The following is a 25,169-nucleotide window of genomic DNA, read 5'->3' as shown; positions in this document are numbered from 1 at the left end:
GGCGGCTGCCTGCAGCCGCTCGTTCGTGCCGGTCTCCTGGCAGGCGGCCAGAAGCAACGCGGGTAGCCACGACAGTGCCACTCTTCCTCTGCGCATCACTTATTACCGAGGCAAGAGTTGGCGATTTCGGTGATGTCGGAACGATAGCCGTTCCGTTCGGCGGCGAGCTTATCGGGTGCGACCAGCTGCGGGCACCACTCGTAGGCCGAGAGCCTGCGGGCTTCCTGTTGCGCGGAGAGCAGGTAGTACTCGCACAAGTTCAGGCTCCGCGCCCTGTCACTGTCGGGGCCGCCCGTCACCATGCCGAGCATGCCTGTCACCATGCCCTGCGCCATCTCACTCGCCGCATTGCCGTCACCGGAGGGCCGGTTACCCTTGAAGCGCGCGTAGATGGCTTTGTCGGTTTCGCGGGTCTTCTTCACGACCTGATCCCATGCCGTGCAGGGAACACCCTTGTTGGTCTCCTCCAGCCGCCGGCCTGGAAAATAAGTCGGCACCTCGCCGATGGCCGTGCGCTTCATCCAGAGGCAATCCGACCCCGGACGCTGACGAAGGCAAACGAATGCGCCTTTGCTGGTTGCGTCGTAGCCCTCGTAAAACATGTACTGACCTGGATGCGGGAACGCGCAGCCTTCCGCAAAGCGATAGACCATGTGCAGCTTGCCGACCTGTTCGGTCTGACCGTTCTGAACCAGCTGCTCGTGCCGCTTCACTACGCTGATGTCGACGCAGGCAAAGGCTTCTTGCTCGATGCGCACAGGTGGAAGCAGCTGTTCAGCCTGGGCTGTGTTGGCCAGGATCATAATCAAGGCGCTGGGCAGTAGCCTCGATATCCCCCACTGCGCCGCGTCACGCACGGAAATCATCGGAAAACCTCATAAAAAAGGTTTCCGTTTCTATGCAAAAATCCTGATTTACGAATGCCAGCGTCTAAAGGCAGAATAAGCCTCGGATGAAATTACAGAGCGCTCATGGGTCAATTGCACAAGCCGTTGTGCAGACTCAGGAAATTCGTGATGCACTCCCCTCCTCCGATTCGCGCACCTACGGCCTTGCAAAATTTAGGAGTCTTGCAACAGGTGGGCGGCGGAAATGACCATCTTCGGTTATGCCCGCGTGAGCACGTCAGGCCAGGAGCTGGACATTCAGATCGCTCAGCTTGAGGCCGCAGGCTGCGAGCGCGTCCTCTGCGAAAAAGAAAGCGGCATGAACGACCACCGCCGCGAGCTGGCGCGGTTGCTCCGTCGCTTGCGCAAAGGAGATACGGTCATCGTTCCCGCTCTGGACCGGCTGACCCGTGGGGGGCCGTTCCGGATGTTGAGCGTGCTTGCTGACATCACTTCGCGCGGCGCGACCTACAAATCTTTGGCCGAACCCTGGGCGGATACCACCCATGAACTCGGCGAAGTGTTAGCAGCACTCGTTGGCTACATCGCCCGCAAGACGCGTGACGATATCATCCGCCGCACGCGAGAGGGCCGCGAGCGCGCCCGCCGCAACGGCGTCAGGTTCGGCCGCAAGCCGAAACTCACGATGGCTGAGCGGAAGGCTGCACGCGACCAGTGCTTGGCCGGAAAATCACAGGAAGCGGTCGCGGCCGCGTTCCGTGTGAGCGCCTCGACCATTTCCAGACTGTGCTCGTCTAATGATAGTAACCGCACCGTCGAGGAAGAATCTTGCGATGCCAGCGAATGCAAGCTAGGATGACAGCTGTCCTCTAGGACTGCGCCAGATAGATTTAAAAAGCATATTCGCTTCTAAACGAACCCAGATAGCTCAAAGCACCCAGAAGCGCTTTTAAAGCCCGCGCAATCAGACAGAGCCGCATTCGCAACCCCGCGCCTCAACGCTTCAATTACCCCTCAAGCACGCCGTTCGACTCCTGGAGGCTTCCCAGTCTCAACCGGATGGTCGCAACCTTGCGACTGTCGTGCCTTGGGGTGTCCTCGCCATGTCCGGTCCTCCGGCAAAGGTGACGCAGGTCGAACTCGCGGTGCGCGCTGCGCCTGATCAATCCGATCAAGCGACAATGGTTCGCGCGCTCAATCAGCAAGCCGAGAGCAAGCCCAACGACGCATTGCTGCGATTCGTTCAAGCTCTTGCTCGCGCCGCGGCGATCGCGGATTATCATCGGGAGCCCCGCCCACCGGACGCGAGCAGCGACAATGAAAGCGGCGATATACGCGAGATTTAGCTCGGACAAGCAAACCGACCGCTCGATTGAGGACCAAGTTGCCCTATGCCGGGCGATCTGTGAGCGCGAGGGATTGATCGTCGTCGGGGTTTATGATGACCGCGCGATTTCCGGCGCGAGCACCTTGAACCGCCTGGGCTGGCAGCGCCTCATGCGCGACGCCAAGGGCGGCAAGTTCGAGGTCGTCGTCGCTGAAGCGCTGGATCGCATTTCGCGTGACCAGGAAGACCTGGCCGGCATTCACAAGCGGCTGCGCTTCGCTGGTATCGACATTCTCACGGCACAGGACGGTGTTGCCGGCGAGATCCACATCGGTGTGAAAGGCCTGCTTGGCTCGCTCTATCTCAAAGACCTGGCACAGAAGACGCGGCGTGGGCAGGCGGGCGTTGTTCGCGATGGCCGCCACAACGGTGGGCGCAGCTACGGCTATCGGGCGATCCCCGGAAAGCCCGGTGAGCTGGAGATCGATAAGGCAGAAGCCGCGATCGTCCGCAAAATCTTCGCCGATTACCTCGATGCGAGATCGCCGCGCGACATCGCAGCGGCGCTGAACAAGAAGAATCTGCCCGGCCCGCGTGGCGGCGTCTGGAACGCGTCAACGATCGCCGGCAGCCGCAAGCGCCTGAACGGCATCCTACAAAACGAACTGTACGCCGGGCGAATCATCTGGAACCGGCAGACCTTTATCAAGGACCCGGAAACGGGCAAGCGCATCAGCCGCGAGAACCCGCGCGACCAGTGGATGACCGCAGACGCTGAACATCTGCGGATCATAGATGCCGAGACCTGGGACAAGGTCCGGGCTCGGCGTGACGATCGCGGCGGCCCGAAAGGCAAGTACGCTACGCGGCCGAAGAACCTGCTCTCGGGCTTGGTCAAATGCGGGTGCTGCGGGTCCGGATATGTGGTGGGAGGCAACGACAAGCGCGGCTCCCTCCTGGTCTGCACCCGCATGAAGGAAACCGGTCTCTGTGACAATCGCCGCACCGTGGCCCGCGAAGCAATCGAAGCCCTGGTCTTGAAAGGGATCGAGGAACAGCTGGCGGCGCCGGAGCTGATCGCCGAGTACGTTCGGGAATATCACCGGATGGCCCGCGAACTGAGCGGCTCGACCGCTCATCGCCGCCGCGATCTCGAAAAGCGCCTGGGCAACATCAACGGCGCGATCGCAAAGGCGGTCGATGTTCTGCTGGCGGAAACGCCGAGCCGTGCCTTGCGGGACCGCCTAGCGGCCTTAGAGGCGGAGCGGGAGGAGATCGAGGCGGAGATTGCCGAGGTCGTACCGCCGACGGTCGAATTCCATCCGAACGCGGCGAACGCCTACCGCGACAAGGTGCGGAGCCTCAAGAAGACGCTGGCTGAAGCGGACGAAGATAGCCGCTTGGCCGCCAACGAGGCCATTCGCGAAATTGTCGAAAAAGTCGTCGTTCACCCACGGGGCCGGTACAAACCCGTGCAGATCGACATTTACGGCCAACTCGCCGCCCTGCTCAGGATTTCTGAGAGGGCGGCTGAACCCCTAGAGTCTAGGGAAGCGTTGGTTGCGGGGATAGGATTTGAACCTATGACCTTCAGGTTATGAGCCTGACGAGCTACCGGGCTGCTCCACCCCGCGTTAAACTGTTGCGCGCCTATGCCAGAATGCCGGGGACGGTGAATGAAGGGCCGGCGCGGAACGCGTGGCTTGCTTCTTACGTCCCAAAGACTTCCTTGGAAGGCAACCCCGGGCAAGGCCCTCGGGTGCGAGGCGTATGTATCAAGGCAGGCTGCCTTTGGAAAGGGCTGCGGGAACGTTTTTTTCGACTTTATGACAGGCAGGCAGGCCGATTTTCGGCCGGTTTCCCGCGCCCTTGCCAGAAGTTCCACAAAGCGCCAGCTTGCGGCAACAAAACAGCGGCAAAACGCCAGTTTCGGGAGCAGCGCCATGGACCCCGGCTTGGATCACGCCTTGAACCGATCCCCGTTGAATCAATCTCCGGCGGGCGCGCCGCTTCGCGCCCTCGACGAGGCCTTCCGTGCCATGGTCGCGCGGTCGCGGGCCGAACCGGCGCCTGACCTCGCCCAGCGGCTCGACCGGCTGGCGCGGCTGCGTGCCATGGTCGCGGATCACGAGGAGCGCTTCCGGCAGGCGATCTCGGCCGATTTCGGCCACCGCTCGGCGGTCGAGACCAATATTGCCGAGACCATGCTGGTGTTCTCCGAGATCCGGCACGCGACAAAGCACCTGAAGGGCTGGATGGCGCCGCAGCGCGTGGCGACCGCGCTGCAATTCCTGCCGGCGCGCAACCGGCTGATGCCGCAGCCGCTCGGCGTGGTCGGCATCATCGCGCCCTGGAACTATCCGCTCCAGCTCACGCTCGCGCCCGCGATCGGCGCCATCGCCGCCGGCAACCGCGTCATCATCAAGCCGAGCGAGCTGTCTGCGCACTTCTCCGCGCTGCTGAAGGAAATGATCGCCAAGAGGTTCGACGCCTCGGAGGTGCTGGTCACCGGCGTCGAGGACGGGATCGCAACGGCGTTTGCGATGCTGCCGTTCGATCATCTGGTGTTCACCGGCTCGACCCGGGTCGGGCGGCTGGTCGCGGAAGCCGCAGGGCGCAACCTCACGCCGGTCACCCTCGAGCTCGGCGGCAAGTCGCCGGCGATCATCGATGCCTCCGCCGACCTCGAAGAAGCAGCCGAGCGCATCGCCTACGGCAAGCTGCTCAACGCCGGGCAGACCTGCATCGCGCCTGACTACGTGCTGGTGCCGGAGCGCGCGTTGCAGGCCTTCGCCGAAAAGGTGCGGGCGCAGATGCGGCGCATGTTCGGCACCGATCCCGCCAACAAGGACTATACCTCGATCATCTCGGACCGGCATTACGCCCGGCTCGAAGGACTCGTTGCGGATGCCGCCCAACGCGGCGCCAGGATCCTGCAACCGGCGAAGGCGGACGACCCGAACTGGAAGGCGCACCGCAAATTCCCGCCGACACTGATCGTCGGCGCCACCGAAGCCATGGCAGCGATGCAGGAGGAGATTTTCGGACCGGTGCTGCCGGTGCTGGGCTATCGCGACCCGGCCGATGCGATCGCCTTCGTCAACGCCCGCGACCGGCCGCTGGCGCTCTACTGGTTCGGCAAGGACCGCATGGCGCGCGACGAGGTGCTGGCGCGCACTGTCTCCGGCGGCGTCACCGTCAACGACTGCCTGTTCCACTTCACGCAAATCAACCAGCCGATGGGGGGCGTCGGCGCATCCGGCACCGGCGCCTATCACGGCGAATGGGGTTTCCGGACGTTCAGCAAGCTGAAGCCGGTGTTCTATCGCTCGAAATTCAACCGCCTCGCCGATCTCTATCCGCCCTATGGCGGCAGGATCGCGCGGCTGGAGAAGATGATGCGGTTCATGTCGTAGCGTTTCAACAGCCGTCATTGCGAGCGCAGCGAAGAAGAAGACCCTCACCCTGAGGAGCTGACAGTCTGGATTGCTTCGCTGCGCTCGCAATGACGAGAAAAATACAACGGGGGAAACATCAGTGACTGATACATTCGATTTCGTCGTCGTGGGCGCAGGCTCCGGCGGCTGTGCGGCGGCGGGAAGGCTGTCGGAGGATGCGGGGACATCCGTGGCGCTGCTCGATGCCGGCGGACGGAACGACACCTGGCGCATCACGACGCCATTCGGGCTCGCTCTACCATACAGCGCGGCCAACTGGGCCTTCGATACCGTGCCGCAGAAGGGATTGAACGGCCGGATCGGCTATCAACCGCGCGGCAAGGGCCTCGGCGGCTCCTCGGCGATCAACGCCATGGTCTATATCCGCGGCCATCGCGCCGATTACGACCACTGGGCCTCGCTCGGCAATGAAGGCTGGTCGTATTCAGACGTGCTGCCCTATTTCAAACGCTCGGAGAACAACAGCGATTTCGATGGCGAATATCATGGCAAGGGCGGCCCGCTGCATGTCAACAGGCTGCGCTCGGACAATCCGATCCACGACATCTTCCATCAGGCCGCGCGCGAGGCGCAGTTCCGCATCCGCGAGGACTTCAACGAAGAGGATCACGAAGGGCTCGGCAGCTACCAGGTGACGCAGCACAAGGGCGAGCGCTGGAGCGCGGCGCGCGCCTATCTGCAGCCCCACATCGACAAGCGCGCGAATCTGCGCGTCGAGACGGGGGCGCATGCCACCAAGATCCTGTTCGAAGGCAGGCGCGCAGTCGGCATCGAATATCTCCAGGGCGGGCAGACGAAGCAGCTGCGCGCCCGCCGCGAGGTGATCCTCGCCGGCGGCGCGTTCCAGTCACCGCAATTGCTGATGCTGTCGGGCCTCGGCGACGGCGATGCGCTTGCCGCGCACGGCATCGGCGTCGTGCATGATTTGCCGGGCGTCGGGCGCAATCTGCAGGACCATCCGGATTTCGTGTTCGTCTACGCCTCCGACTACCCGCACTTCGTTCATTCATCGCTCGGCCGGTTGCCATCCCTGCTCCGCGCCATCCAGCGGTATCGCCGTGAGCGACGCGGCCTGATGACCACCAACTTCGCCGAGTGTGGCGGCTTCCTGAAGACCAGCCCCGACCTCGACGTGCCGGACATTCAGCTGCACTTCGTCATCGCGATGCTCGACGACCACGGCCGCAAGAAGCACAAGGAGGCGGGTTTCTCCTGCCATGTCTGCCTGCTCAGACCGAAGAGCCGCGGCAGCGTATGGCTGAAGAGCGCCGATCCGCTCGCAGCCCCCATGATCGATCCGAACTTTCTGGGCGAGGCGGAGGATCTCGAGGCGATGGTCGCGGGCTTCAAGACCACGCGGCGCCTGATGGAGACGCCTGCGCTGCGCGCGTTGCAGAAGAAGGACATGTTCACGTCCGGCGTGAGAACGGACGACGACATCCGCGCCATCCTGCGGGGTCGCGTCGACACCGTCTATCACCCCGTCGGCACCTGCAAGATGGGCACAGATGCGATGGCCGTGGTCGATCCGAGGCTGAAGGTACATGGCGTGGAGGGATTGCGCGTCGTCGACGCCTCGATCATGCCGACGCTGATCGGCGGCAACACCAATGCGCCGACCATCATGATCGGTGAGAAGGCGGCGGATATGATCCGGGCGGAGATGCGATAGCGGCAAGCCGCCGCACCATCTTGCGCTGTCGTCCCCGCCGAACGCGCAATTGCGCACGGGGGCGGGGACGACGCCCGAGCCAACCTCCCGGTCAGGAGGATGGTTTCTTTACTGACGTCGAATAGTCCTGAACGGACGCAATCCTGAGCTCTGGAGCCGGAAATACAGACGATTTTAGCGATCTGAAACCGGAATGATCGGTTCGGCGTTCATTCGTTCCATCGGGGCCTTCTCGCTCATGAACAGTTTCGATCTGGCGGTCTATGCGGCGTTCGCCATTGCCATCGGCTTCGGTTTCAGGACCGGGCTGCTCGGCAGCACCATGACCATTCTCGCCTATCTCCTGGCCGCCCCCATCGCCGTCGCGCTGATGCCGCTGATCGTTCCGCAGGTCGCCGGCAATCCGAACGCGCCGTTCCTGCAGAACTGGATCTGGTTCTTCGGCATCTTCGTGGTGGTCGGCATGCTGCTTGGCTATATCGGCCGCCTCGCGCTGAACGACACGATCCGCGAAGCCGGCATCGGCGACCGGCTCGGCGGCGCCGCGCTCGGCGCCATCAGGGTCTGCCTCGTCGCCACCACGCTGGTGCTGGTGTTCGACCAGATCGTGCCGGCCAACCGCCAGCCGCCGTTCCTCGCCGGCTCGCATCTGCGGCCGCTGTTCTCGGCGGCCGGACGGATGGGCTTCAAGACATTGCCGCCGGAGGCCGCCGCCGCCATCGACCGCCTCAAGCAGGAACGGCGCATCTAGGGCGCATTTGCATCGCCGCAGCGTACGCCATGCATTTTGACGCGGCCACCTCCCTTATCAGCGGCGCCACGATTGGCTAGAGTGCCGCGCATCCAAAACCTGCCTGCCATTTTCGGGAGTGAAACTGTGGATCTTGGGATCAAAGGTCGCCGCGCCATCGTCTGCGCATCCAGCAAGGGCCTCGGCCGCGCTTGCGCCTTCTCGCTGGCGGAAGCCGGCGTTGACGTCACGCTGACCGCGCGCGGTGCCGAAGCGCTGAAGAAGACGGCCGACGAGATTCGGAAGGCCTATCCGAACGTGAAAGTCACCGAGATCGTCGGCGACATCACGACGCCGGCCGGCCGCGAGGCCGTGCTGAAGGCCTGCCCGGAGCCGGACATCCTGATCAACAATGCCGGCGGCCCGCCGCCCGGCGATTTCCGCAACTGGACCCGCGACGACTGGATCAAGGCGATCGACGCCAACATGCTCACCCCGATCGAGCTGATCAAGTCCACCGTGGACGGCATGATGGCGCGCAAGTTCGGCCGCATCGTCAACATCACATCGGCCGCGGTGAAGGCGCCGATCGACATTCTCGGCCTCTCCAACGGCGCACGCGCCGGCCTCACCGGCTTCATCGCCGGCCTGTCGCGCAAGACCGTGATCAACAACGTCACCATCAACGGCCTGCTGCCGGGCCCGTTCGAGACGGATCGTCTGACCAGCACCGCGAAAGGCGAAGCCGACAAGCGCGGCACGACGCCGGAGCAGGTTTTGGCCGAGCGCGCCAAGCTCAACCCGGCCGGCCGCTTCGGCCAGCCCGACGAGTTCGGTTATGCCTGCGCGTTCCTGTGCGGCGCCAAGGCCGGCTTCATCACCGGACAGAACATTTTGCTCGACGGTGGCGCCTTCCCCGGAACGCTGTGAGGGCGGTCTGGTACGAACAGACGGGACCGGCCGTCGACGTCCTCACCTATGGTGAGATGGCGACGCCGGTCGCAGGCCCAGGCGAAGTGCGCATTCGCCTGGAAGCCTCCGGCGTCAATCCGGCCGATGTCGGACGGCGCGGCGGCTCCTATCGTGCCATGGACTACGAGCGCGTCATTCCGAACAGCGACGGCGCCGGCTTCATCGACCAGATCGGCGACGGCGTGACGCGGTTCAAGGTCGGCGACCGCGTCTGGCTGTTCAACGGCCAGCGCAACGGCCGCGCCTTCGGCACCGCGGCGGAATATATCGCGCTCGCCGAGCAGCTGGTGACGCCGCTGCCGGACAATCTTTCCTTTGCGGAAGGCGCAACGCTCGGCATCCCCGCCATGACGGCGTGGTGCTCGCTGTTTGCGGACGGGTCGATCGTCGGCAAGACGGTGCTTGTCACCGGCGGTGCCGGCGCGGTCGGGCACTATGCCGTGCAGCTCGCAAAATGGGGCGGCGCGCAGGTGATCGCGACGGTCAGCTCGGCGATGAAGGGCGAGCAAGCGCGGCGCGCCGGCGCCGATCTCGTGGTCAACTACAAGGACGAGGACGTCGTCGCCAAGGCGATGGCGTTCACGAGCGGACGCGGGGTCGATCACGTCGTCGATGTCGATTTCGGCGGCAACATCGCGACCACGTTGAAGCTGATGGCGATGAATTCGACCATCGCGGTCTACGCCACCAACGGCAACCGCACGCCAACATTGCCGATGCGCGAGCTGATGGAGAAATGCGTCACGCTCCGCGCGCTCGTCCTGTTCGCGCTGCCGCCCGCGCTGCTCGCGGCGGCGCAGGCCGATATCACGAAATGGCTGGCGGCGGGGCCGCGGATCCACGCTATCGCAGCGCAGTTTGCGCTGTCCGACACCGCGCAAGCCCATCTCGCCGTCGAGAAGGGCGACAAGCTCGGCACCGTGATCGTCGACTGCGCACGGTAAGAGTTATGAGACGGGCGTCGTCCGTTCGTCGGTCCAGTCGATGCCGAGCTCGTCCATGCCGTCGGCCAGAAGGTCGCCCAGCATCGGCTCGCCCAGCAGGTACTGCACCGCTTCGCGGCGAGGTGCCTTGTATTCCGCGCGCGCCTCTGCGGCGCGGGCACGCAGATCGTCCCACTCCTCCGCCGTGCCATCACCGCGGCCGATCCACATCAGCGTGACAAGGTCGAGCTGCTCGTCCTCGTTCATCGCCCGGATGAAGCCAGCAAGCTCGCCGGCGACAGGATCAGACCCGTTATCCTCCAGCACGTCGGTCTCGCCGTCGTCGGCGGCGTTGGAGCCGGAATCCGGATCAGAATCCGCTTCCTTGACGTCAAATTCGCGGGCCTTCTCGATGATGAAGGCGACCTTCTCGGCGGAAATGGCAAGCTCTGGCATCGTCGCTCTCTCTGGCTGTCTTGGGGTTCCCCCGATAACGCAACATCGCGACAGATGATCCATTGCGTTCGACCGCGGAAGGCCGCATCTTTCGCGAAAGCAAGAAAATCGGGGGCGCGCATGCCGTGGAATGTGGGCAAGGTCAAAATCACAAAAATCGTGGAATTGGAGACGGTGGGCTCGACCCGCTTCATTCTGCCGGCCGCGACCAATGACGAGATCCAGAAGCTGCCCTGGCTGATCCCGCATTTCGCCACCGAGGAGGGGCGGCTGAAAATGTCGATCCATTCGCTGGTGGTTGAGACGCCGACGCGCCGCATCCTGGTCGACACCGGCCTTGGCAACGACAAGCAGGGCCGCGGCGTCCCGGTCTGGAACAACCGCAGCACGCCGTTCCTGGAGACCATGACGGACGCGGGCTTTCCGCCCGACAGCATCGACACCGTGCTGTGCACGCATCTTCATGTCGATCACGTCGGCTGGAATACGAAGCTGGTCGATGGCAAATGGGTGCCGACCTTCCCCAATGCGCGCTACCTGTTCGGCAAGACCGAATATGAATATTGGCGCGACACTACGGCCGAGCCGGACAAGGTCGCGGTGTTCAACGATTCCGTGAAGCCGGTCGTCGATGCGGGCCGGGTCGAGCTGATCCCGGGCGACCATCGGCTCTGCGAGGAGGTCAGCGTGATCCCGACCCCCGGCCATAGCCCCGGACACATGAGCGTCCTGATCGAGTCCGGCGGTGAGCAAGGGCTGCTCAGCGGCGATGTCGCCCATCACCCCTGCCAGATGGCACATCTCGACTGGTGCTCGGTCGTCGACACCGATCCTGTCCAATCCGCCGCGTCCCGGCGCAAGGTGTTCTCGCGCTTTGCCGACACTCCGACGCTGGTGATCGGCGGTCATTTCTCGGCCGGGCACATCAAGCGGGACGGGGATGCGTTCAAATTTGTGGCGCTGCAATGACGCAATCGTAGGGTGGGTTAGCCCTGCAGATGCGCAAAGCGCATCTGCAGGGCTAACCCACCACGTCTGCATCCCTGGAGAGGGAAGAGGTGGGTTACGCCCGGACTGCGCTTCGCGCAGCCCGTCTAACCCACCCTACCAAGGAAGGGCTGCAATGCGCCCCTCCATAGGCGGTTGAATTTCCCGCCGCCCTGTTCCATGAAGCTGTTCAACCGATCGGTCCATCTCCAGGGAGAAACAGAATGAAGCTTGTTCGTTATGGCGAAAAGGGTGCGGAAAGGCCCGGCCTGATCGACAAATCCGGCCAATTGCGCGACCTGTCGGCGCATCTGAAGGACCTCACCGGTGAAGCCTATTCGCCGGAATCCCTGAAGAAGCTGGCGGCCATCGATCCCGCCTCGCTGCCCGCCGTCTCCGGCAAGCCGCGGTTCGGCGCGCCGGTCACCGGCATCTCGAAATTCGTCGCCATCGGCCTCAACTACAGCGACCACGCCAAGGAAACGGGAGCAGCGATCCCGACCGAGCCGATCATCTTCATGAAGGCCAACACCTCGCTCTCCGGCCCGAACGACGCGGTCGAGAAGCCGCGCGGCTCGACCAAGCTGGACTGGGAAGTCGAGATCGCCGCCATCATCGGCACCCGCGCCAAGTACGTGTCGGAAGCCGACGCGCTGAACCACGTCGCGGGCTATTGCGTCTGCAACGACGTCTCCGAGCGCGCCTTCCAGATCGAACGCCTGGGCCAGTGGACCAAGGGCAAGTCGCACGACACCTTCGGCCCGGTCGGGCCGTGGCTCGCGACCAAGGACGAGATCAAGGACGTGCAGAACCTGTCGATGTGGCTCGACGTCAACGGCCAGCGCCGCCAGACCGGCTCGACCCAGACCATGATCTTCTCCATGGCCAAGTGCGTCTCCTATGTGTCGCAGTTCATGACGCTGCTGCCGGGCGATATCATCACCACCGGCACTCCGCCCGGCGTGGGCCTCGGCATGAAGCCGCCGACCTTCCTCAATGTCGGCGACATCATCACGCTCGGCATCGAAGGCCTCGGCGAGCAGCGCCAGGAGATCGTGGCGGCGTAAGCTGCGACCTCCGCTCTCTCCCCGTCATTGCGAGCGAAGCGAAGCAATCCAGACTCCCTCCGCGGCGACACTCTGGATTGCTTCGTCGCTTCGCTCCTCGCAATGACGGAAACCAATTGTCGGTCATCGCGTAGGACATTCCCCATGAAGCTTTCCTTCTCCGCCGCCTCGCCCTTCGCCCGCAAGGTGCGCATCGCCGCGATCGAGCTCGGGCTGGTCGACAAGATCGAGTTCACGCCGGCAACCGTCGCGCCCGGCACCGTCAACGAGGACTATTCGCGCATCACGCCGCTGAAAAAGCTGCCGGTGCTGATCACCAATGACGGCGACGTGATTTTGGACTCCTACGTCATCGTCGAATATCTCAACGAGATGGCCGGCGGCAGCCTGATCCCCGATTACGGCCCGCGGCGCTGGAAGGCCAAGACCAATCACTCGCTGCTCAACGGCATGCTCGATTCCATGCTGCTGTGCCGCTATGAGAAGATGGTGCGGCCGCAAGGCCTGCAATGGCAGGCCTGGTCGGACGATCACTGGAACCGGGCCTGGACCGGCATGGCGCGCTTCGAGAACATGCCTGATGTCCTGAACGGCCCGTTCGACATCTCGCAGATCGGCCTCGTCTGCGTGCTCGGCTATGCCGACTTCCGCTTCGCCGATTGCGGCTGGCGCAAGGCCTATCCGAAGCTCGACGCCTTCCACCAGAAGATGCTGGAGCGACCCTCCGTGAAGATCTCGGTGCCGCCAACAGCGTAAATCGCGGGAGTTCTCATGAGCCTGAAATACACGGTCGGCGATCTCACCATCCATCGTGTCATCGAGCAGGAGACGTCGTTCGTCCCGGCACTGGAGATGCTGCCGGGGCTGACGCCCGAACTGCTGGCCGAGAACCGGACGTGGATGCGCGAAGCGAAGGCGCTGGACGAGCAGGACGTGCTGCTGCTGTGTTTCCAGTCCTATGTGATCAAGACGCCGCATCACACCATTCTGGTCGACAGCTGCATCGGCAACGACAAGCCGCGGCCGCAGCGCCCGAAATGGAACATGAAGACCGACGACACCTTCTTGCGCGGCCTCAACGCCGCCGGCTTCTCCGTCGACGACATCGACTTCGTGATGTGCACGCATCTGCATGTCGACCATGTCGGCTGGAACACGCGGCTGGAGAACGGCCGCTGGGTGCCGACCTTCCCCAAGGCGCGCTACGTCTTCGCCAAGCAGGAATTCGACCACTGGTCCGAGCAGAATGCGAAGACGGAGATTCCGCCCTTCGCCGACAGCGTGCTGCCGGTGGTCGAGGCGAAGCGCCACGAGCTCGTCGGCAACGACCACCAGATCGGCGATCACGTCCGCATCCTGCCGACGCCCGGCCACACGCCGGGCCATATCGCCATCACGATGGGCCGCGGCAAGGACGACGCCGTGTTCTCCGGCGACCTCATGCATTCGCCGTTGCAGACGCTCTATCCGGAGCTGTCGATCAAGTTCGACGTCGATCCGGCGAAGGCGGCAACCACGCGCCGCGGCTTCCTCGAGCGCTATTGCGACACCGACACGCTTTGCTGCACCGCGCATTTCCCCTCGCCCTCGGTCGGGAAGATCAGGCGCAAGGGCAACGCGTTCGTCTGCGCGGCGGTGTGATTGAGCTGAGATGCCGTAGGGTGGGCAAAGCGTAGCGTGCCCACGTTCTGTTGCCGTATTGGATAGACGTGGGCACGGCGCAAGGGCGCCTTTGCCCACCCTACGAGACTGCCCGTGTGGAGAAAGCAATGACCGCGCTCCCCGATATCCCGCTGCCCGCCGGAATCCGCTCGCGCTATGTCGACGGCATCAACGGCTTGCGCATGCATGTGCTCGAGGCCGGGTTCGAGACCATGGACCGGCCCTGCATCCTGCTGCTGCACGGTTTTCCCGAGCTTGCCTTCTCCTGGCGCAAGGTGATGCCGACGCTCGCGGCGGCCGGCTATCACGTCATCGCGCCGGACCAGCGCGGCTATGGCCGCACCACCGGATGGACCGCCGATTACGACGGTGATCTCACGCCGTTCTCCCTCCTCAACCTGGTGCGCGATGCGCTCGGACTGGTGTCGGCGTTCGGCTACAGGCAGGTCGATCTCGCCGGACATGATTTCGGCAGCCCGGTCGCGGCGTGGTGCGCGCTGATCCGGCCCGACGTATTTCGTTCGGTGACGCTGATGAGCGCGCCGTTCGGGGGCGCGCCGCCGATGCCCTTCAACACGGTCGACGCTCCGGCGAAGCCTGCGGCCGAAGACCCGGTGCATCGCGAACTCGCTGCGCTGCCGCGCCCGCGAAAACACTATCAATGGTATTACGCGACGCGGCCGGCCAATGCCGACCTGCTGCACGCGCCGCAGGGCCTGCATGATTTCCTGCGCGCCTATTATCATCACAAGAGCGCGGACTGGACCGACAACAAACCGTATCCGCTGAAGTCCTGGTCGGCGGGCGAACTCGCAAAAATGCCGACCTACTACGTGATGGACGCCGGCGAGACCATGGCGGAGACCGTGGCAAAGGAGATGCCCTCGCCCGCTGCGATTGCCGCCAACCAATGGCTGCCGGACAGCGACCTCGCCTATTACAGCGCCGAGTATGGCCGCACCGGATTCCAAGGCGGCCTGCAATGGTACCGCTACGGCACCACGGGCATGCTCAACAGCGAGATGCAGCTGTTCTCCGGGCGCAGCATCGACGTGCCCTCATGCTTCATCTCGGGCAAGCAGGATTGGGGCACCCATCAGCGCCCCGGCGTGTTCGAGGCGATGCAGGGGCGCGGCTGCACGAAGATGCTCGGCTGCCATCTCGTCGACGGCGCCGGCCATTGGGTGCAGCAGGAGCAGCCGGCCGAGGTGAGCCGGCTGCTGCTCGAGTTCCTCGCCAAGAGCCGCGCGGCGTGATTTGACCGGGGAACCCTGACGCCCTATATAGTTTAGAATAATTCTAAACTATGGAAACAGCGCCACCGTGAAGACTTTTGCCGAACTGACCGAGCGCGAGGTGCTTGCGGTCGCGATCTCCTCCGAGGAGGAGGACAGCCGCATCTACATGACCTTCGCCGAGGACCTCCGCGAGCGCTACCCTGATACGGCGAAGATCTTCGAGGAGATGGCCGAGGAGGAGCGCGGCCACCGGCATCGGCTTCTGAAGCTCTACGAGGAGCGGTTCGGACAGCATCTGCCGCCGATCCGCCGCGAGGACGTCAAAGGCTTTCTGCGCCGGCGCCCGATCTGGCTGACCAAGAACCTGCCGCTCGACACCATCCGCAAGGAAGTCGAGACCATGGAGCTCGAGGCCGAGCGCTTCTACGCGCGCGCCGCCGAGCAGGCCAAGGATATCGGCGTGCGCCGCCTGCTCGGCGACCTCGCTGAAGAGGAGAAGCATCACGAGAATCGCGCCGCAGCTCTCACCGACGAGATCTTGAAGCCCGACGTGCGGGCCGAGGAAGACCGCACGCGGCGGCGGATGTTCGTGCTGCAATATGTGCAGCCGGGCCTTGCCGGCCTGATGGACGGATCGGTCTCGACGCTGGCGCCGCTGTTCGCGGCCGCCTTCGCCACGCACCAGAACTGGCAGGCGTTTCTGGTCGGCCTTGCCGCCTCGATCGGCGCCGGCATCAGCATGGGATTTGCGGAGGCGCTGTCCGACGACGGCTCGCTCACCGGGCGCGGCTCCCCCTGGCTGCGCGGCATCACCTGCGGCGCGATGACGACGCTCGGCGGACTCGGCCACACCATGCCCTATCTTGTCCCGGATACGTGGCCCAACGCCTTCTGGATCGCAACTGCGATCGCCGGCATCGTCGTGTTCTTCGAGCTGTGGGCGATCGCCTTCATCCGCGCGCGCTACATGGACACGCCGTTCCTCCAGGCCGTGTTCCAGATCGTGCTCGGCGGCGCGATCGTGCTCGCGGTAGGGATACTGATAGGAGCGGCGTAGGCGGCGATGATGAAGCATCGGATGCTACCCGGATAGTTATTGTAACAAGATAACTGCCCTCAAACGGTGGTTGCGACATCAGGCCAAACTGCGCATCATCCCGTCCGTGAAACGCAGGAGCATGTCGTGGCCAAATCGGAATGGAGTTACAAGAGCGCGGTCGAGCTGTCGGCCGCGCTGACCGCGAAGAAGGTCTCCGCGGTCGAGCTCACGCAGGACGCGATCGACCGCATCGAACGTCACGACGGCAAGGTCAACGCGATCTGCGTGCGGGATTTCGATCGCGCGCTCAGCGCCGCGCGTGAGGCGGATGCTGCGCTGGCGCGCGGCGAAAGAAAGCCGCTGCTCGGCCTGCCCATGACGGTGAAGGAATCCTACAACGTCGCGGGACTGCCGACGACCTGGGGCATTCCCGCACAAAAGGACTTTGTCGCCAAGGAGGACGCGCTGCCCGTCACGCGGGTGAAGGACGCCGGCACCGTCATCGTCGGCAAGACCAATGTGCCGCTCGGGCTCGGCGACTGGCAGAGCTACAACGACATCTACGGCACCACCAACAACCCCTACGATCTCGGCCGCACGCCGGGCGGCTCGTCCGGCGGCTCCTCGGCGGCGCTGGCCGCGGGCTATGGCCCGCTCTCGATCGGCTCGGACATCGGCGGCTCGCTGCGCGTGCCGGCGTTCCATTGCGGCGTCTACGCGCACAAGCCGACCTTCAATCTCGTCGCCATGCGCGGGCATACACCGCCGCCGCTACCGCCCTTGCCGTTCGAGCGCGACCTTTCGGTGATCGGCCCGATGGCGCGCAGCGCTGCCGACTTGTCGCTCGTGCTCGACGTCATGGCGGGACCCGACCCCATCGATGCGGGCCTGGCCTACCGGCTCGAGCTGCCGCCGGCGCGCCACACGGCCTTCAGGGATTTTCGCGTGCTGGTGATCGACACCGATCCGGTGCTGCCGACCGACAATGCGGTGCGCGGCACCATCAACCGGCTAACCGACAACCTCGCCAAATCAGGCGTGAAGATCGCGCGCGAGAGCCCGTTGCTGCCGGATTTCGCGGCGTCCTCGCGGCTTTACATGCGGATGCTGATGTCGTTCCTCGGCGCGACGTTCTCGCCCGAGATCTATGCCGGCGCCAAGGCGGCCGCAGCGGCGCTGCCCGAGAGCGACACCAGCCTCGCCGCCGAACGGCTGCGCGGCATCGCGCTCAGCCATCGCGACTGGCAGATGGCGAATGGCGGGCGCACGCGGCTGCGCGCGCAATGGCGCGAATTGTTCAAGACGTTCGACGCCGTGATCTGTCCGGTGATGCCGACGGCAGCCTATCCGCACGACCATTCGCCGGAGCAGGAAAAACGCCGGATCACAATCGACGGCAAGGCGCATGTCTATCCCGACCAGCTCGCCTGGCCCGGCATCGCAACGCTGCCCGGCCTGCCCTCGACGGCAATTCCCACGGGATTTGCACCGGACGGCTTGCCGGTCGGCGTGCAGATCGTGGGTCCGTGGCTGGAGGACCGCACGCCGCTCAAGCTCGCCGAGCTGATCGAGCGCGAATTCGGCGGGTTCGTGCCGCCGAAGATGTTTGATGATTGAGGCCGCCTCGTCGCCGTCCTCGCTGTCATACCCCGCGAAGGCGGGGTATCCAGTACGCCGCGGCCGCGGTTGGTTCACACAACTTCCGCCACAGCGTACTGGATCGCCCGGTTGAACCGGGCGATGACACCGTCATTGTGGCTCAGCTATCAAACACGATCACGCTGCGCAGCGTCTTGCCGGCTTTCATATTGGCGAAACCCTCGTTGATTTCGCTGAGCTTCAACTTGGCCGAGATCCAGTCCTCCAGGTGCAGCCGGCCGCGCAGATAGAAATCGACCAGCCGCGGCATGTCGACGCGGAAATGGTTCGAGCCCATCGACGAGCCCTGGATGCGGCGCTCGCGCAGGAAGTCAAAACCGTGCAGCTCGATCTTCTGGCCGAACGGGATCATGCCGACGATGGTGGCGGTGCCACCGGAGGCGAGCATGGCGAAGGCCTGCTCGGCGGTTTCCTTGCGGCCGAGCACCTCGAAGGAATGATGCACGCCGCCATTGGTGAGGTCGCGCACCTGCTTCACGACGTCGCCGTCGGCGGGATTGATGATGTCGGTAGCCCCCAGCTTGGTCGCAAGCTGGAGTTTTGCCGGATTGGTGTCGATGGCGATGATGCGGCCGGCACCGGCGATCTGCGCGCCGTTGATCGCGGCCATGCCGACACCACCGCAGCCGATCACGGCCACGGTCTCGCCGGCCGTCACCTTCGCGGTGTTCACCACCGCGCCGTAGCCGGTGATGACGCCGCAGCCGATCAGCGCGGCGAGATCGAGCGGCATTTCCTTGCGGATTTTGACGATGGCGTTCTCGTGCACCAGCATCTGCTCGGCAAAGGACGAGAGATTGAGGAACTGGTGCAGCTTCTCAGGCTTCGACCATTGCATCCGGTTGGAGACGCCCGGCAGCAGCTTTACGGTGGTGTCGGTGCAGAGCACGGTACGGCCCGTGGTGCAATTGTCGCAGGTGCCGCAGAACACCGAGAGACACGTGACGACGTGATCGCCGGGCTTCACGTAAGTCACGTCGGAGCCGACCTGCTCGACGACACCGGCGGATTCGTGCCCGAGCACGGCCGGCAGCGGATGCGGATAGAGGCCTTCCATGAAATGCAGGTCGGAGTGGCAGAGGCCGGCAACCGTCGTGCGGATCAGGACCTCGCGCGGGCCGGGCTTCGGCAGGCTGACATCCTCGATGACCAGCGGCTTGTTGACTTCATAGAGGACGGCGGCCTTCATCGGGCACTCCCTATCGCTTTTTTTGCTTTGAACGCGGGCGCAGCCTACGCCGCCAGAACCAGTTCGCCAACCTCGCTCATGCCGGCATCGCGGTCCCCAAGCAGCAGCGCCGCGATCTTCGCCTGCGCGGGATTTTCCGTCAGCCGGAACGGATCGCCCGGCGATACGCGGTGGTCGATCACCAGACGCGAGAGCAGCAGCCGGCGCGCATCGCCGCGCATGACGTGGATGCGATGCGCCTCCCAAGCGAGCGCGACGGCGCTTGCGACGTGATAGAGCACGCTGGTGGCACGGCGCGCATCGGCCTCGTTCTCGGACTTGCTCGCAACCTCGCGCGCAAAGCCAACGGCGCGATCGACGAGACCGTGCAGACGATCTCGCCAGGCCTGCGGCACGGATGCACTGTCATCGAGCCGGGCATGCAGATCGGCTGATAGCGCGGATTCGGCGCCGTGGCGGCCGACCGCGCGCCGGAGCGCATCGATCGCGACGATGTTGCCGGTGCCTTCCCAGACCGAGCCGAGATGGGCATCGCGCAACAGCCGTGGGGTCGCGAATTCCTCGATATAGCCGATGCCGCCGCGCATCTCGAGCGCATCGCCGCAGACCTTTCGCGCATCGCGCGTGGCACGGAATTTCAGCGTCGGCGTGAGGATACGCAGCAATGCTGCCGCATCCTGGCTGCCGGCCTCGGCGCGGTCGAGCGCGTCCGCCGTAAGAAAGCTCATCGACAGCGCCTGCTCGACCGGCAGCATGATCTTCAGCATCTGGCGGCGGCCGAGCGGCAAATCGATGATGCGGTTGCCGAACACGACGCGGTTCTTCGCCACCGTCATCGCGTCGTGATAGGCGCGCCGCATCAGCGCGGTCGACTTCACGCCGTTGGACAGCCGCGACGAGTTCACCATCTCGGCCATCTGCACGAAGCCGCGATCGAGCTTGCCGACGGCATAGGCGATGGCGCCTTCGAGCTTGATCTCGCCCGAGGCCATCGAGCGGGTGCCGAGCTTGTCCTTGAGCCGCACGATCCGGTAGTGGTTCTGCGAGCCGTCGTCGAGGAAGCGCGGCATCAGGAACAGGCCGACGCCCCGCGTGCCGGGGCCGGCGCCTTCGGGGCGCGCCAGCAGCATCACGACTTTTGCATCGGCATTCGAGCAGAACCATTTCTCGCCATACAGGCGCCAATGGTCGCCGTCCTGGACCGCCGTGGTCGTGAGCGTGCCGACATCGGAGCCGCCCTCCTTCTCGGTCATGAACTGGCCGCCCTGGGTCAGCTTGCTCATGTCTGTCTGGGTCAGGCCGTCGAGATATTTGGCCTTCAACGCCTCGCTGCCGAAATTCGCCAGCAGCTTTGCGCAGCCGTCGGTGACGTTGATCGGACAGCCCATGCCGAATTCGGTCTGGTTGAACAGGAAGGTGAAGGCGTGCTTGGCCACCACAGGATATTTGTCCGGCCAGCCCATGATGCCCTTGCGGATCGAGAGCGCGTGAATGCCGAACTCGCCGAACGCGGCGTTCTCCAGCTCGCGATAGGCCGGATGATATTCGATCGACTGCACGTCGCGGCCGAACTTGTCGCGCTGGTGCAGCACCGGCGTGTGGCGGTCGGCGAGCCGCGCGCATTCGTCGAGCCGGCCGCCGGCGAGCCCGCCGAGGCGATCGAGCTGCGGCTCAATGTGGCGGAATAGCATCTCCGGCAGGTGGATGCGGAGCAGATCCGTCAGCGCCTGATCGGCGCGGTAGAAATTCATGCCTGACGTATCCGGCGCCAGCAGGCCGGATGGAGCACCCGCGACATCATTTGGCTGCACTGTGGCCGGCTTGTGCATAATCGTCCTCTTCGTTCCCGCCCGACGGCAATTCTTATCGCTTGCCGCGTTGAATGATGTCGATCATGCTCCAGGCGCGGATGCCGATAAAGCCGCAAATTGTCAGGGAGGCATGATCGCCGTGACGGAGCAATTCGCTCTGCGGAATTGTGACCAGCACGGCTGGTTGTCCGCGCGGCGGATACCTAGATCAGCGGTTTCCCGTCTCCGAGAGAGCACACCATGGAACACCCGAAATACAAGATCGCGCTGATCGTCGGTGCCGGCGAAGGCCTGAGCGCCTCGCTGACGCGCCTGCTGTCCGCGCAAGGCATCCGCGTCGCACTGGCCGCGCGAAAGATCGAGAAGCTGGGTGCGCTCTGCAGCGAGACCGGCGCCAAGGCCTATGCCTGCAACGCCACCGAGCCCGAGGAGGTCGAGCGCCTGTTCGGCCTCGTCGAGCGCGAGATCGGCACGCCGGACCTCGTCGTCTACAACGCCAGCGGCCGCACGCGCGGACCGTTCGTCGATCTCGTTCCCGCCGACGTCGCCAACGCGATCGCGATCAGCGCTTATGGCGGCTTCCTGGTGGCGCAGCAGGCCGCAAAACGCATGCTGCCGAACAAGCACGGCGCGATCCTGTTCACCGGCGCCTCGGCCAGCGTCAAGGGCTACGCGCAATCGGCCTCGTTCGCGATGGGCAAGTTCGCGCTGCGCGGCCTCGCGCAGAGCCTGGCGCGCGAGCTCTCGCCGCAGGGCATCCATATCGCGCATTTCGTCATCGACGGCGGCATCCGCAGCGCGGCGCGGACGGAGCCGGACGACAGGCCGGATTCGATGCTCGATCCCGACGCGATCGCACAGAGCTATTGGAACGTGTTGCAGCAGCCGCGCAGCGCCTGGAGCTGGGAGCTGGAGCTGCGGCCCTGGGTGGAAAAGTTTTGAGGACCGTCGTTTGAGGCAATAACGTCATAACACCCGTCATTGCGAGCGAAGCGAAGCAATCCAGAAATCTCTCCGCGGAGACAGACTGGATTGCTTCGTCGCTTCGCTCCTCGCAATGACGAAGGAGGGAGGAACGATGACCACGGAAACCACCATCGACACCGGCACCAATGAACTGCTCTGCGTCATCCGCGACCGCGTCGCCGTCATCACGCTGAACCGGCCGGAGGCGCGCAACGCGCTGTCGGACACGCTGACCCCGGCGCTGCGGATGATGATCCGCACCTGCGGCGAGAGCCCCGATGTCGGCGCGCTCTTGATCACCGGTGCCGGCGAAGCGTTTTGCGCCGGCGGCAACGTCAAGGGCATGGGCGCGCACCGCGACAAGGCCAAGCTCGACATGTCCTTCGACGACAAGGTCGCCGATCTCCAGGAGCGGCAACGGCTGCTCACGGGCGCGCTGGTGTCGATACGCAAGCCGACCATCGCCGCCCTGCCCGGCCCCGCTGTCGGCGCCGGGCTCGCTATTGCGATGGCCTGCGACATCCGTATCGCCGCACAATCGGCCTTCGTCGCCACCGGCTATGCCCGCATCGCACTCAGCGGCGATTACGGCATTGCCTGGCTGCTCACGCGTTTGGTCGGCACCGCGAGGGCGCGCGAGCTGCTGTTCACCGGCGATCGCGTCGATGCCATCAGGGCCGAAGCGATCGGCCTCGTCAACCGCGTCGTGCCCGACGGCAAGCTGCAGACCGAGGCCTTCGCCCTGGCAAAGTCGCTCGCCGAAGGCCCGCGCCTCGCGCTGCGCTACATGAAGGACAATCTCGACGAGGCCGTCTTGTTCGACTTCGAGACGGCCAGGGATCACGAAGCGGAGCGGCTGATCCGCCTCACCACGACCGCCGATCACAAGGAAGCCGTGCAGGCCTTCATCGAGAAGCGCAAGGCGGTGTTTACAGGGAAGTAGCTGCATTCGAAAATCGTTGACCGTCACCCTGAGGTGCTCGCCTCTTCGGCGAGCCTCGAAGGGCGACGGCCCGCCTGTGGCTGCTGGGAATCGTACGCCGAGGAAGCAGCGGGGCCGTTCATCCTTCGAGGCTCCCCACGCGGCGCTCAGCGCCGCGCGTCTCGCACCTCAGGATGACGGAATAGAGGTTGCTCCGTCCGGGCTACGCAGTCCGACCATCAGATCATTCCATAGGGTAGGTACCCCGAATTTCAGGAGGCCTGAATGGATTGGTCTGAGGTGGTTCGGAAAGCCGTGCTGCTGGCAGAGAAGACGGGCTATGTCACGTTCGATCAGCTGAACGCGTTGCTGCCGTCGACCGAGGCGGAACCGGAAGACATCGATGCCATACTGACCGCATTGAGCGACCGGGGTATCTGGATTGCGGAGGAGTGAGGTTCGCCCTCTGTCTCGCGGCAGGTCCGTAGCCCGGATGGAGCTCACTACTTGGCGGCCGTCCGCGCAAAATCCACGAACGCGCGCAGCGCGGCTGGCAACTGCCTTCGGCTGGGGTAGTACAGGAAGAAGCCCGGATAGGCCGGGCACCAGTCGGCGAGCGCGCGGACCAGCTTTCGCTTGGCCAGCAGCGTTTCCACCTGCGCTTCGAACACATAGGCCAGACCAGCACCATCGAGCGCGGCATCGACCATCAGATCCTGGTCGTTCATCGTCAGCGGCCCGGTGACGTCGATGGCGAGCTCGATGCCGCCACGCTCGAACTCCCAGTGATAGAGCGCACCTGAGGTGAAGCGGTAGCGGATACAGGGCAGGCCTTTCAGGTCGCGCGGCGTGGCGGGCGACTTGTGCGATTTGAAGAACGCGGGCGTGCCGACCACGGCGAAACGGTGCCGCGGGCCGATCGGCACCGCGATCATGTCGGCGGCAATGGTCTCGCCGAAACGGACGCCGGCGTCGAAGCCCGCCGCGACCATGTCGATCAGGGCGTCGTTGATGACGATCTCGACGCCGACATCGGGGAATGATTTCAGGAAGCGCGTCACGATCGGCAGCAGCACCAGCTGCGCCGACTGGCGCGCGGCGGTGAAGCGCAGCGTGCCGGCGGGCTTGCCGCGGAAATTGTTGAGGTCCTCGAGCGCGTCGTCGATGTCGCGGAAGGCCGGCGTGATGCGGGCGAACAGAAGCTCGCCGGCCTCGGTCAGCGCGACGCTGCGGGTGGTGCGGTTGACGAGGCGCAAGCCCAGCCGCTCCTCGACATTGCGCAAAGCGTGAGACAGAGCCGACGGCGTCACCCCAAGCTCCGTCGCCGCCGCGCGAAAACTGCGGTGGCGGGCGATGGCGAGGAAGGTCGCGAGGTCGGACGGGTCGATCCGCATTGATGAATTTTTCTCAGGAGCTTGAGAAACATATAGCGGATTATCTCAGCTATGGCGAGCCGCTACACCCGGTCCATCGGCTTCGGCACATCGCCGGGCATAAATGGAAAGGGCAACATCATGCGTGTCTGGTTCATCACAGGAGCTTCACGTGGATTTGGCGCACTGATCGCCGAGGCGGCACTCAAGGCCGGCGATGCGGTGGTCGCGACCGCGCGCGATCCGTCCACCGTCACCGCGCGGCTGGGCAGCCACGAGCGCCTGCTCGCCACCCGGCTCGACGTCACCAGCGAGGCGGAGGCGCATGAAGCCGCGGGCCAGGCCGTGAAGCGCTTCGGCCGCATCGACATCCTCGTCAACAATGCCGGCTACGGCCTTCTGGGCGCGATCGAGGAAGCCAGCGACGCGGAGACGCAAAAACTGTTCGGCACGAATGTGTTCGGCCTGCTCAGCGTCACCCGTGCGGTGCTGCCGCATATGCGCCGCCAGCGCTCCGGCCACGTCATCAACCTCTCGTCGGTCGGCGGCTACACCGGCTATCCCGGCTGGGGCGTCTATGGCGCGACCAAGTTCGCGGTCGAGGGAATCAGCGAAGCGCTATCAGGCGAAGTCGCGCCGCTCGGCATCAAGGTCACGGTGGTCGAGCCGGGCTTCTTCCGCACCGACTTCCTCGACGACAGTTCGCTGTCGCGGACCGCGCAGGTGATCGACGACTATCACGAGAGCGTCGGCAAGACCCGCGCGCACGCGGCCGACGTCAATGGCGGCCAGCGCGGCGATCCGCGCAAGCTGGCGCAGGCCTTCCTGAAGCTGGTCGACGCGCAAAACCCGCCGCTGCGGCTGCCGCTC

Annotated in this window: 24 protein-coding genes and 1 tRNA gene; 19 read left to right on the top strand and 6 right to left on the bottom strand. The window is 64.6% G+C overall.

Annotated features, from left to right (window positions below):
* Nucleotides 1–95: 95 nt before the first annotated feature.
* The gene (locus tag PMI42_RS18450) at nt 96–866 is read right to left on the bottom strand and encodes a hypothetical protein (RefSeq protein ID WP_008136798.1); all 771 of its coding nucleotides are present in this window, start codon (nt 864–866) and stop codon (nt 96–98) included.
* Nucleotides 867–1,092: 226 nt separating this feature from the next.
* Between PMI42_RS18450 and PMI42_RS18445 the strand changes: the two genes are divergently transcribed.
* From PMI42_RS18445 to PMI42_RS38015, 3 genes are all read left to right on the top strand, one after another.
* The gene (locus PMI42_RS18445) at nt 1,093–1,707 is read left to right on the top strand and encodes a recombinase family protein (RefSeq protein ID WP_008136797.1); all 615 of its coding nucleotides are present in this window, start codon (nt 1,093–1,095) and stop codon (nt 1,705–1,707) included.
* Nucleotides 1,708–1,951: 244 nt separating this feature from the next.
* Entirely contained in the window at nt 1,952–2,194 is a 243-nt protein-coding gene (locus tag PMI42_RS39240) for a hypothetical protein (protein WP_157195775.1), read from the top strand.
* Nucleotides 2,166–3,776 carry a recombinase family protein gene (locus tag PMI42_RS38015; protein ID WP_081502929.1) on the top strand — a complete coding sequence of 537 codons (1,611 nt, stop codon included), beginning with the start codon at nt 2,166–2,168 and terminating at the stop codon, nt 3,774–3,776. The genes PMI42_RS39240 and PMI42_RS38015 overlap by 29 nt, the downstream gene beginning before the upstream one ends.
* On the opposite strand, the gene PMI42_RS18420 is transcribed toward PMI42_RS38015, so the two are convergent.
* Nucleotides 3,733–3,809: transfer RNA gene (locus tag PMI42_RS18420), tRNA-Met, on the bottom strand. The genes PMI42_RS38015 and PMI42_RS18420 overlap by 44 nt on opposite strands.
* A gap of 309 nt (nt 3,810–4,118) precedes the next feature.
* On the opposite strand from PMI42_RS18420, the gene PMI42_RS18415 reads away from it, so the two are divergent.
* From PMI42_RS18415 to PMI42_RS18395, 5 genes are all read left to right on the top strand, one after another.
* Complete coding sequence (locus PMI42_RS18415; protein ID WP_008136795.1) at nt 4,119–5,591, top strand: coniferyl aldehyde dehydrogenase; 1,473 nt, start codon at nt 4,119–4,121, stop codon at nt 5,589–5,591.
* A gap of 121 nt (nt 5,592–5,712) precedes the next feature.
* Nucleotides 5,713–7,305 (top strand): GMC family oxidoreductase, encoded by a 1,593-nt coding sequence (locus PMI42_RS18410; protein ID WP_008136794.1) that lies wholly within the window; start codon nt 5,713–5,715, stop codon nt 7,303–7,305.
* Nucleotides 7,306–7,543: 238 nt separating this feature from the next.
* Nucleotides 7,544–8,056, top strand: coding sequence for a CvpA family protein (locus PMI42_RS18405; RefSeq protein WP_035966070.1), 513 nt, complete (start codon nt 7,544–7,546; stop codon nt 8,054–8,056).
* Between the two features lie 126 nt (nt 8,057–8,182).
* Nucleotides 8,183–8,965, top strand: a complete 783-nt coding sequence (locus PMI42_RS18400) for an SDR family oxidoreductase (RefSeq protein WP_008136790.1) — start codon at nt 8,183–8,185, stop codon at nt 8,963–8,965.
* Nucleotides 8,962–9,951 (top strand): NADPH:quinone reductase, encoded by a 990-nt coding sequence (locus PMI42_RS18395; protein ID WP_008136788.1) that lies wholly within the window; start codon nt 8,962–8,964, stop codon nt 9,949–9,951. Before PMI42_RS18400 ends, PMI42_RS18395 begins: the two co-directional genes overlap by 4 nt.
* Before the next feature lie 3 nt (nt 9,952–9,954).
* Here PMI42_RS18395 and PMI42_RS18390 read toward each other — a convergent pair whose 3' ends face one another.
* The gene (locus PMI42_RS18390; RefSeq protein WP_008136786.1) at nt 9,955–10,386 is read right to left on the bottom strand and encodes a DUF3775 domain-containing protein; all 432 of its coding nucleotides are present in this window, start codon (nt 10,384–10,386) and stop codon (nt 9,955–9,957) included.
* Between the two features lie 120 nt (nt 10,387–10,506).
* On the opposite strand from PMI42_RS18390, the gene PMI42_RS18385 reads away from it, so the two are divergent.
* The 7 genes from PMI42_RS18385 to PMI42_RS18355 all read left to right on the top strand — a co-directional run bounded on the left by PMI42_RS18385 (nt 10,507) and on the right by PMI42_RS18355 (nt 17,996).
* Complete coding sequence (locus PMI42_RS18385) at nt 10,507–11,355, top strand: MBL fold metallo-hydrolase (protein WP_008136784.1); 849 nt, start codon at nt 10,507–10,509, stop codon at nt 11,353–11,355.
* A 242-nt stretch (nt 11,356–11,597) separates the two neighbouring features.
* Nucleotides 11,598–12,440, top strand: a complete 843-nt coding sequence (locus PMI42_RS18380; protein ID WP_008136782.1) for a fumarylacetoacetate hydrolase family protein — start codon at nt 11,598–11,600, stop codon at nt 12,438–12,440.
* Between the two features lie 144 nt (nt 12,441–12,584).
* Nucleotides 12,585–13,196: a glutathione S-transferase family protein gene (locus PMI42_RS18375; RefSeq protein ID WP_008136780.1), complete on the top strand. Its 612-nt coding sequence runs from the start codon at nt 12,585–12,587 to the stop codon at nt 13,194–13,196.
* Nucleotides 13,197–13,211: 15 nt separating this feature from the next.
* On the top strand, nt 13,212–14,081 hold the full coding sequence (locus tag PMI42_RS18370; RefSeq protein ID WP_008136778.1) for an MBL fold metallo-hydrolase: 870 nt from the start codon (nt 13,212–13,214) through the stop codon (nt 14,079–14,081).
* 128 nt (nt 14,082–14,209) lie between these two features.
* Complete coding sequence (locus tag PMI42_RS18365) at nt 14,210–15,358, top strand: alpha/beta hydrolase (RefSeq protein ID WP_008136777.1); 1,149 nt, start codon at nt 14,210–14,212, stop codon at nt 15,356–15,358.
* 67 nt (nt 15,359–15,425) lie between these two features.
* Nucleotides 15,426–16,397 carry an iron exporter MbfA gene (mbfA, locus tag PMI42_RS18360; protein ID WP_008136776.1) on the top strand — a complete coding sequence of 324 codons (972 nt, stop codon included), beginning with the start codon at nt 15,426–15,428 and terminating at the stop codon, nt 16,395–16,397.
* 126 nt (nt 16,398–16,523) lie between these two features.
* On the top strand, nt 16,524–17,996 hold the full coding sequence (locus PMI42_RS18355; RefSeq protein ID WP_008136775.1) for an amidase: 1,473 nt from the start codon (nt 16,524–16,526) through the stop codon (nt 17,994–17,996).
* Nucleotides 17,997–18,138: 142 nt separating this feature from the next.
* On the opposite strand, the gene PMI42_RS18350 is transcribed toward PMI42_RS18355, so the two are convergent.
* Together PMI42_RS18350 and PMI42_RS18345 are read right to left on the bottom strand one after the other, a co-directional pair.
* Nucleotides 18,139–19,227 carry a Zn-dependent alcohol dehydrogenase gene (locus PMI42_RS18350; RefSeq protein WP_008136774.1) on the bottom strand — a complete coding sequence of 363 codons (1,089 nt, stop codon included), beginning with the start codon at nt 19,225–19,227 and terminating at the stop codon, nt 18,139–18,141.
* A 44-nt stretch (nt 19,228–19,271) separates the two neighbouring features.
* Nucleotides 19,272–21,056 carry an acyl-CoA dehydrogenase family protein gene (locus PMI42_RS18345; protein WP_008136773.1) on the bottom strand — a complete coding sequence of 595 codons (1,785 nt, stop codon included), beginning with the start codon at nt 21,054–21,056 and terminating at the stop codon, nt 19,272–19,274.
* A gap of 222 nt (nt 21,057–21,278) precedes the next feature.
* On the opposite strand from PMI42_RS18345, the gene PMI42_RS18340 reads away from it, so the two are divergent.
* From PMI42_RS18340 to PMI42_RS18330, 3 genes are all read left to right on the top strand, one after another.
* Entirely contained in the window at nt 21,279–21,980 is a 702-nt protein-coding gene (locus PMI42_RS18340; protein ID WP_008136772.1) for an SDR family oxidoreductase, read from the top strand.
* A 136-nt stretch (nt 21,981–22,116) separates the two neighbouring features.
* Complete coding sequence (locus tag PMI42_RS18335) at nt 22,117–22,947, top strand: enoyl-CoA hydratase (RefSeq protein ID WP_008136770.1); 831 nt, start codon at nt 22,117–22,119, stop codon at nt 22,945–22,947.
* Between the two features lie 264 nt (nt 22,948–23,211).
* Nucleotides 23,212–23,382: an RNA polymerase sigma factor region1.1 domain-containing protein gene (locus PMI42_RS18330; protein WP_008136768.1), complete on the top strand. Its 171-nt coding sequence runs from the start codon at nt 23,212–23,214 to the stop codon at nt 23,380–23,382.
* Nucleotides 23,383–23,429: 47 nt separating this feature from the next.
* Here PMI42_RS18330 and PMI42_RS18325 read toward each other — a convergent pair whose 3' ends face one another.
* Complete coding sequence (locus PMI42_RS18325; protein WP_008136766.1) at nt 23,430–24,320, bottom strand: LysR family transcriptional regulator; 891 nt, start codon at nt 24,318–24,320, stop codon at nt 23,430–23,432.
* A gap of 120 nt (nt 24,321–24,440) precedes the next feature.
* On the opposite strand from PMI42_RS18325, the gene PMI42_RS18320 reads away from it, so the two are divergent.
* Nucleotides 24,441–25,169 (top strand): SDR family NAD(P)-dependent oxidoreductase (locus PMI42_RS18320; protein WP_035966069.1); only part of this gene is annotated, 729 nt, incomplete at its 3' end.

Origin of the sequence: Bradyrhizobium sp. YR681 (assembly GCF_000282615.1) — a bacterium.
GTDB lineage: Bacteria > Pseudomonadota > Alphaproteobacteria > Rhizobiales > Xanthobacteraceae > Bradyrhizobium.
The sequence above is the reverse complement of the archived record's forward strand: the minus strand, read 5'-3'. Positions and strand labels throughout refer to the sequence as shown.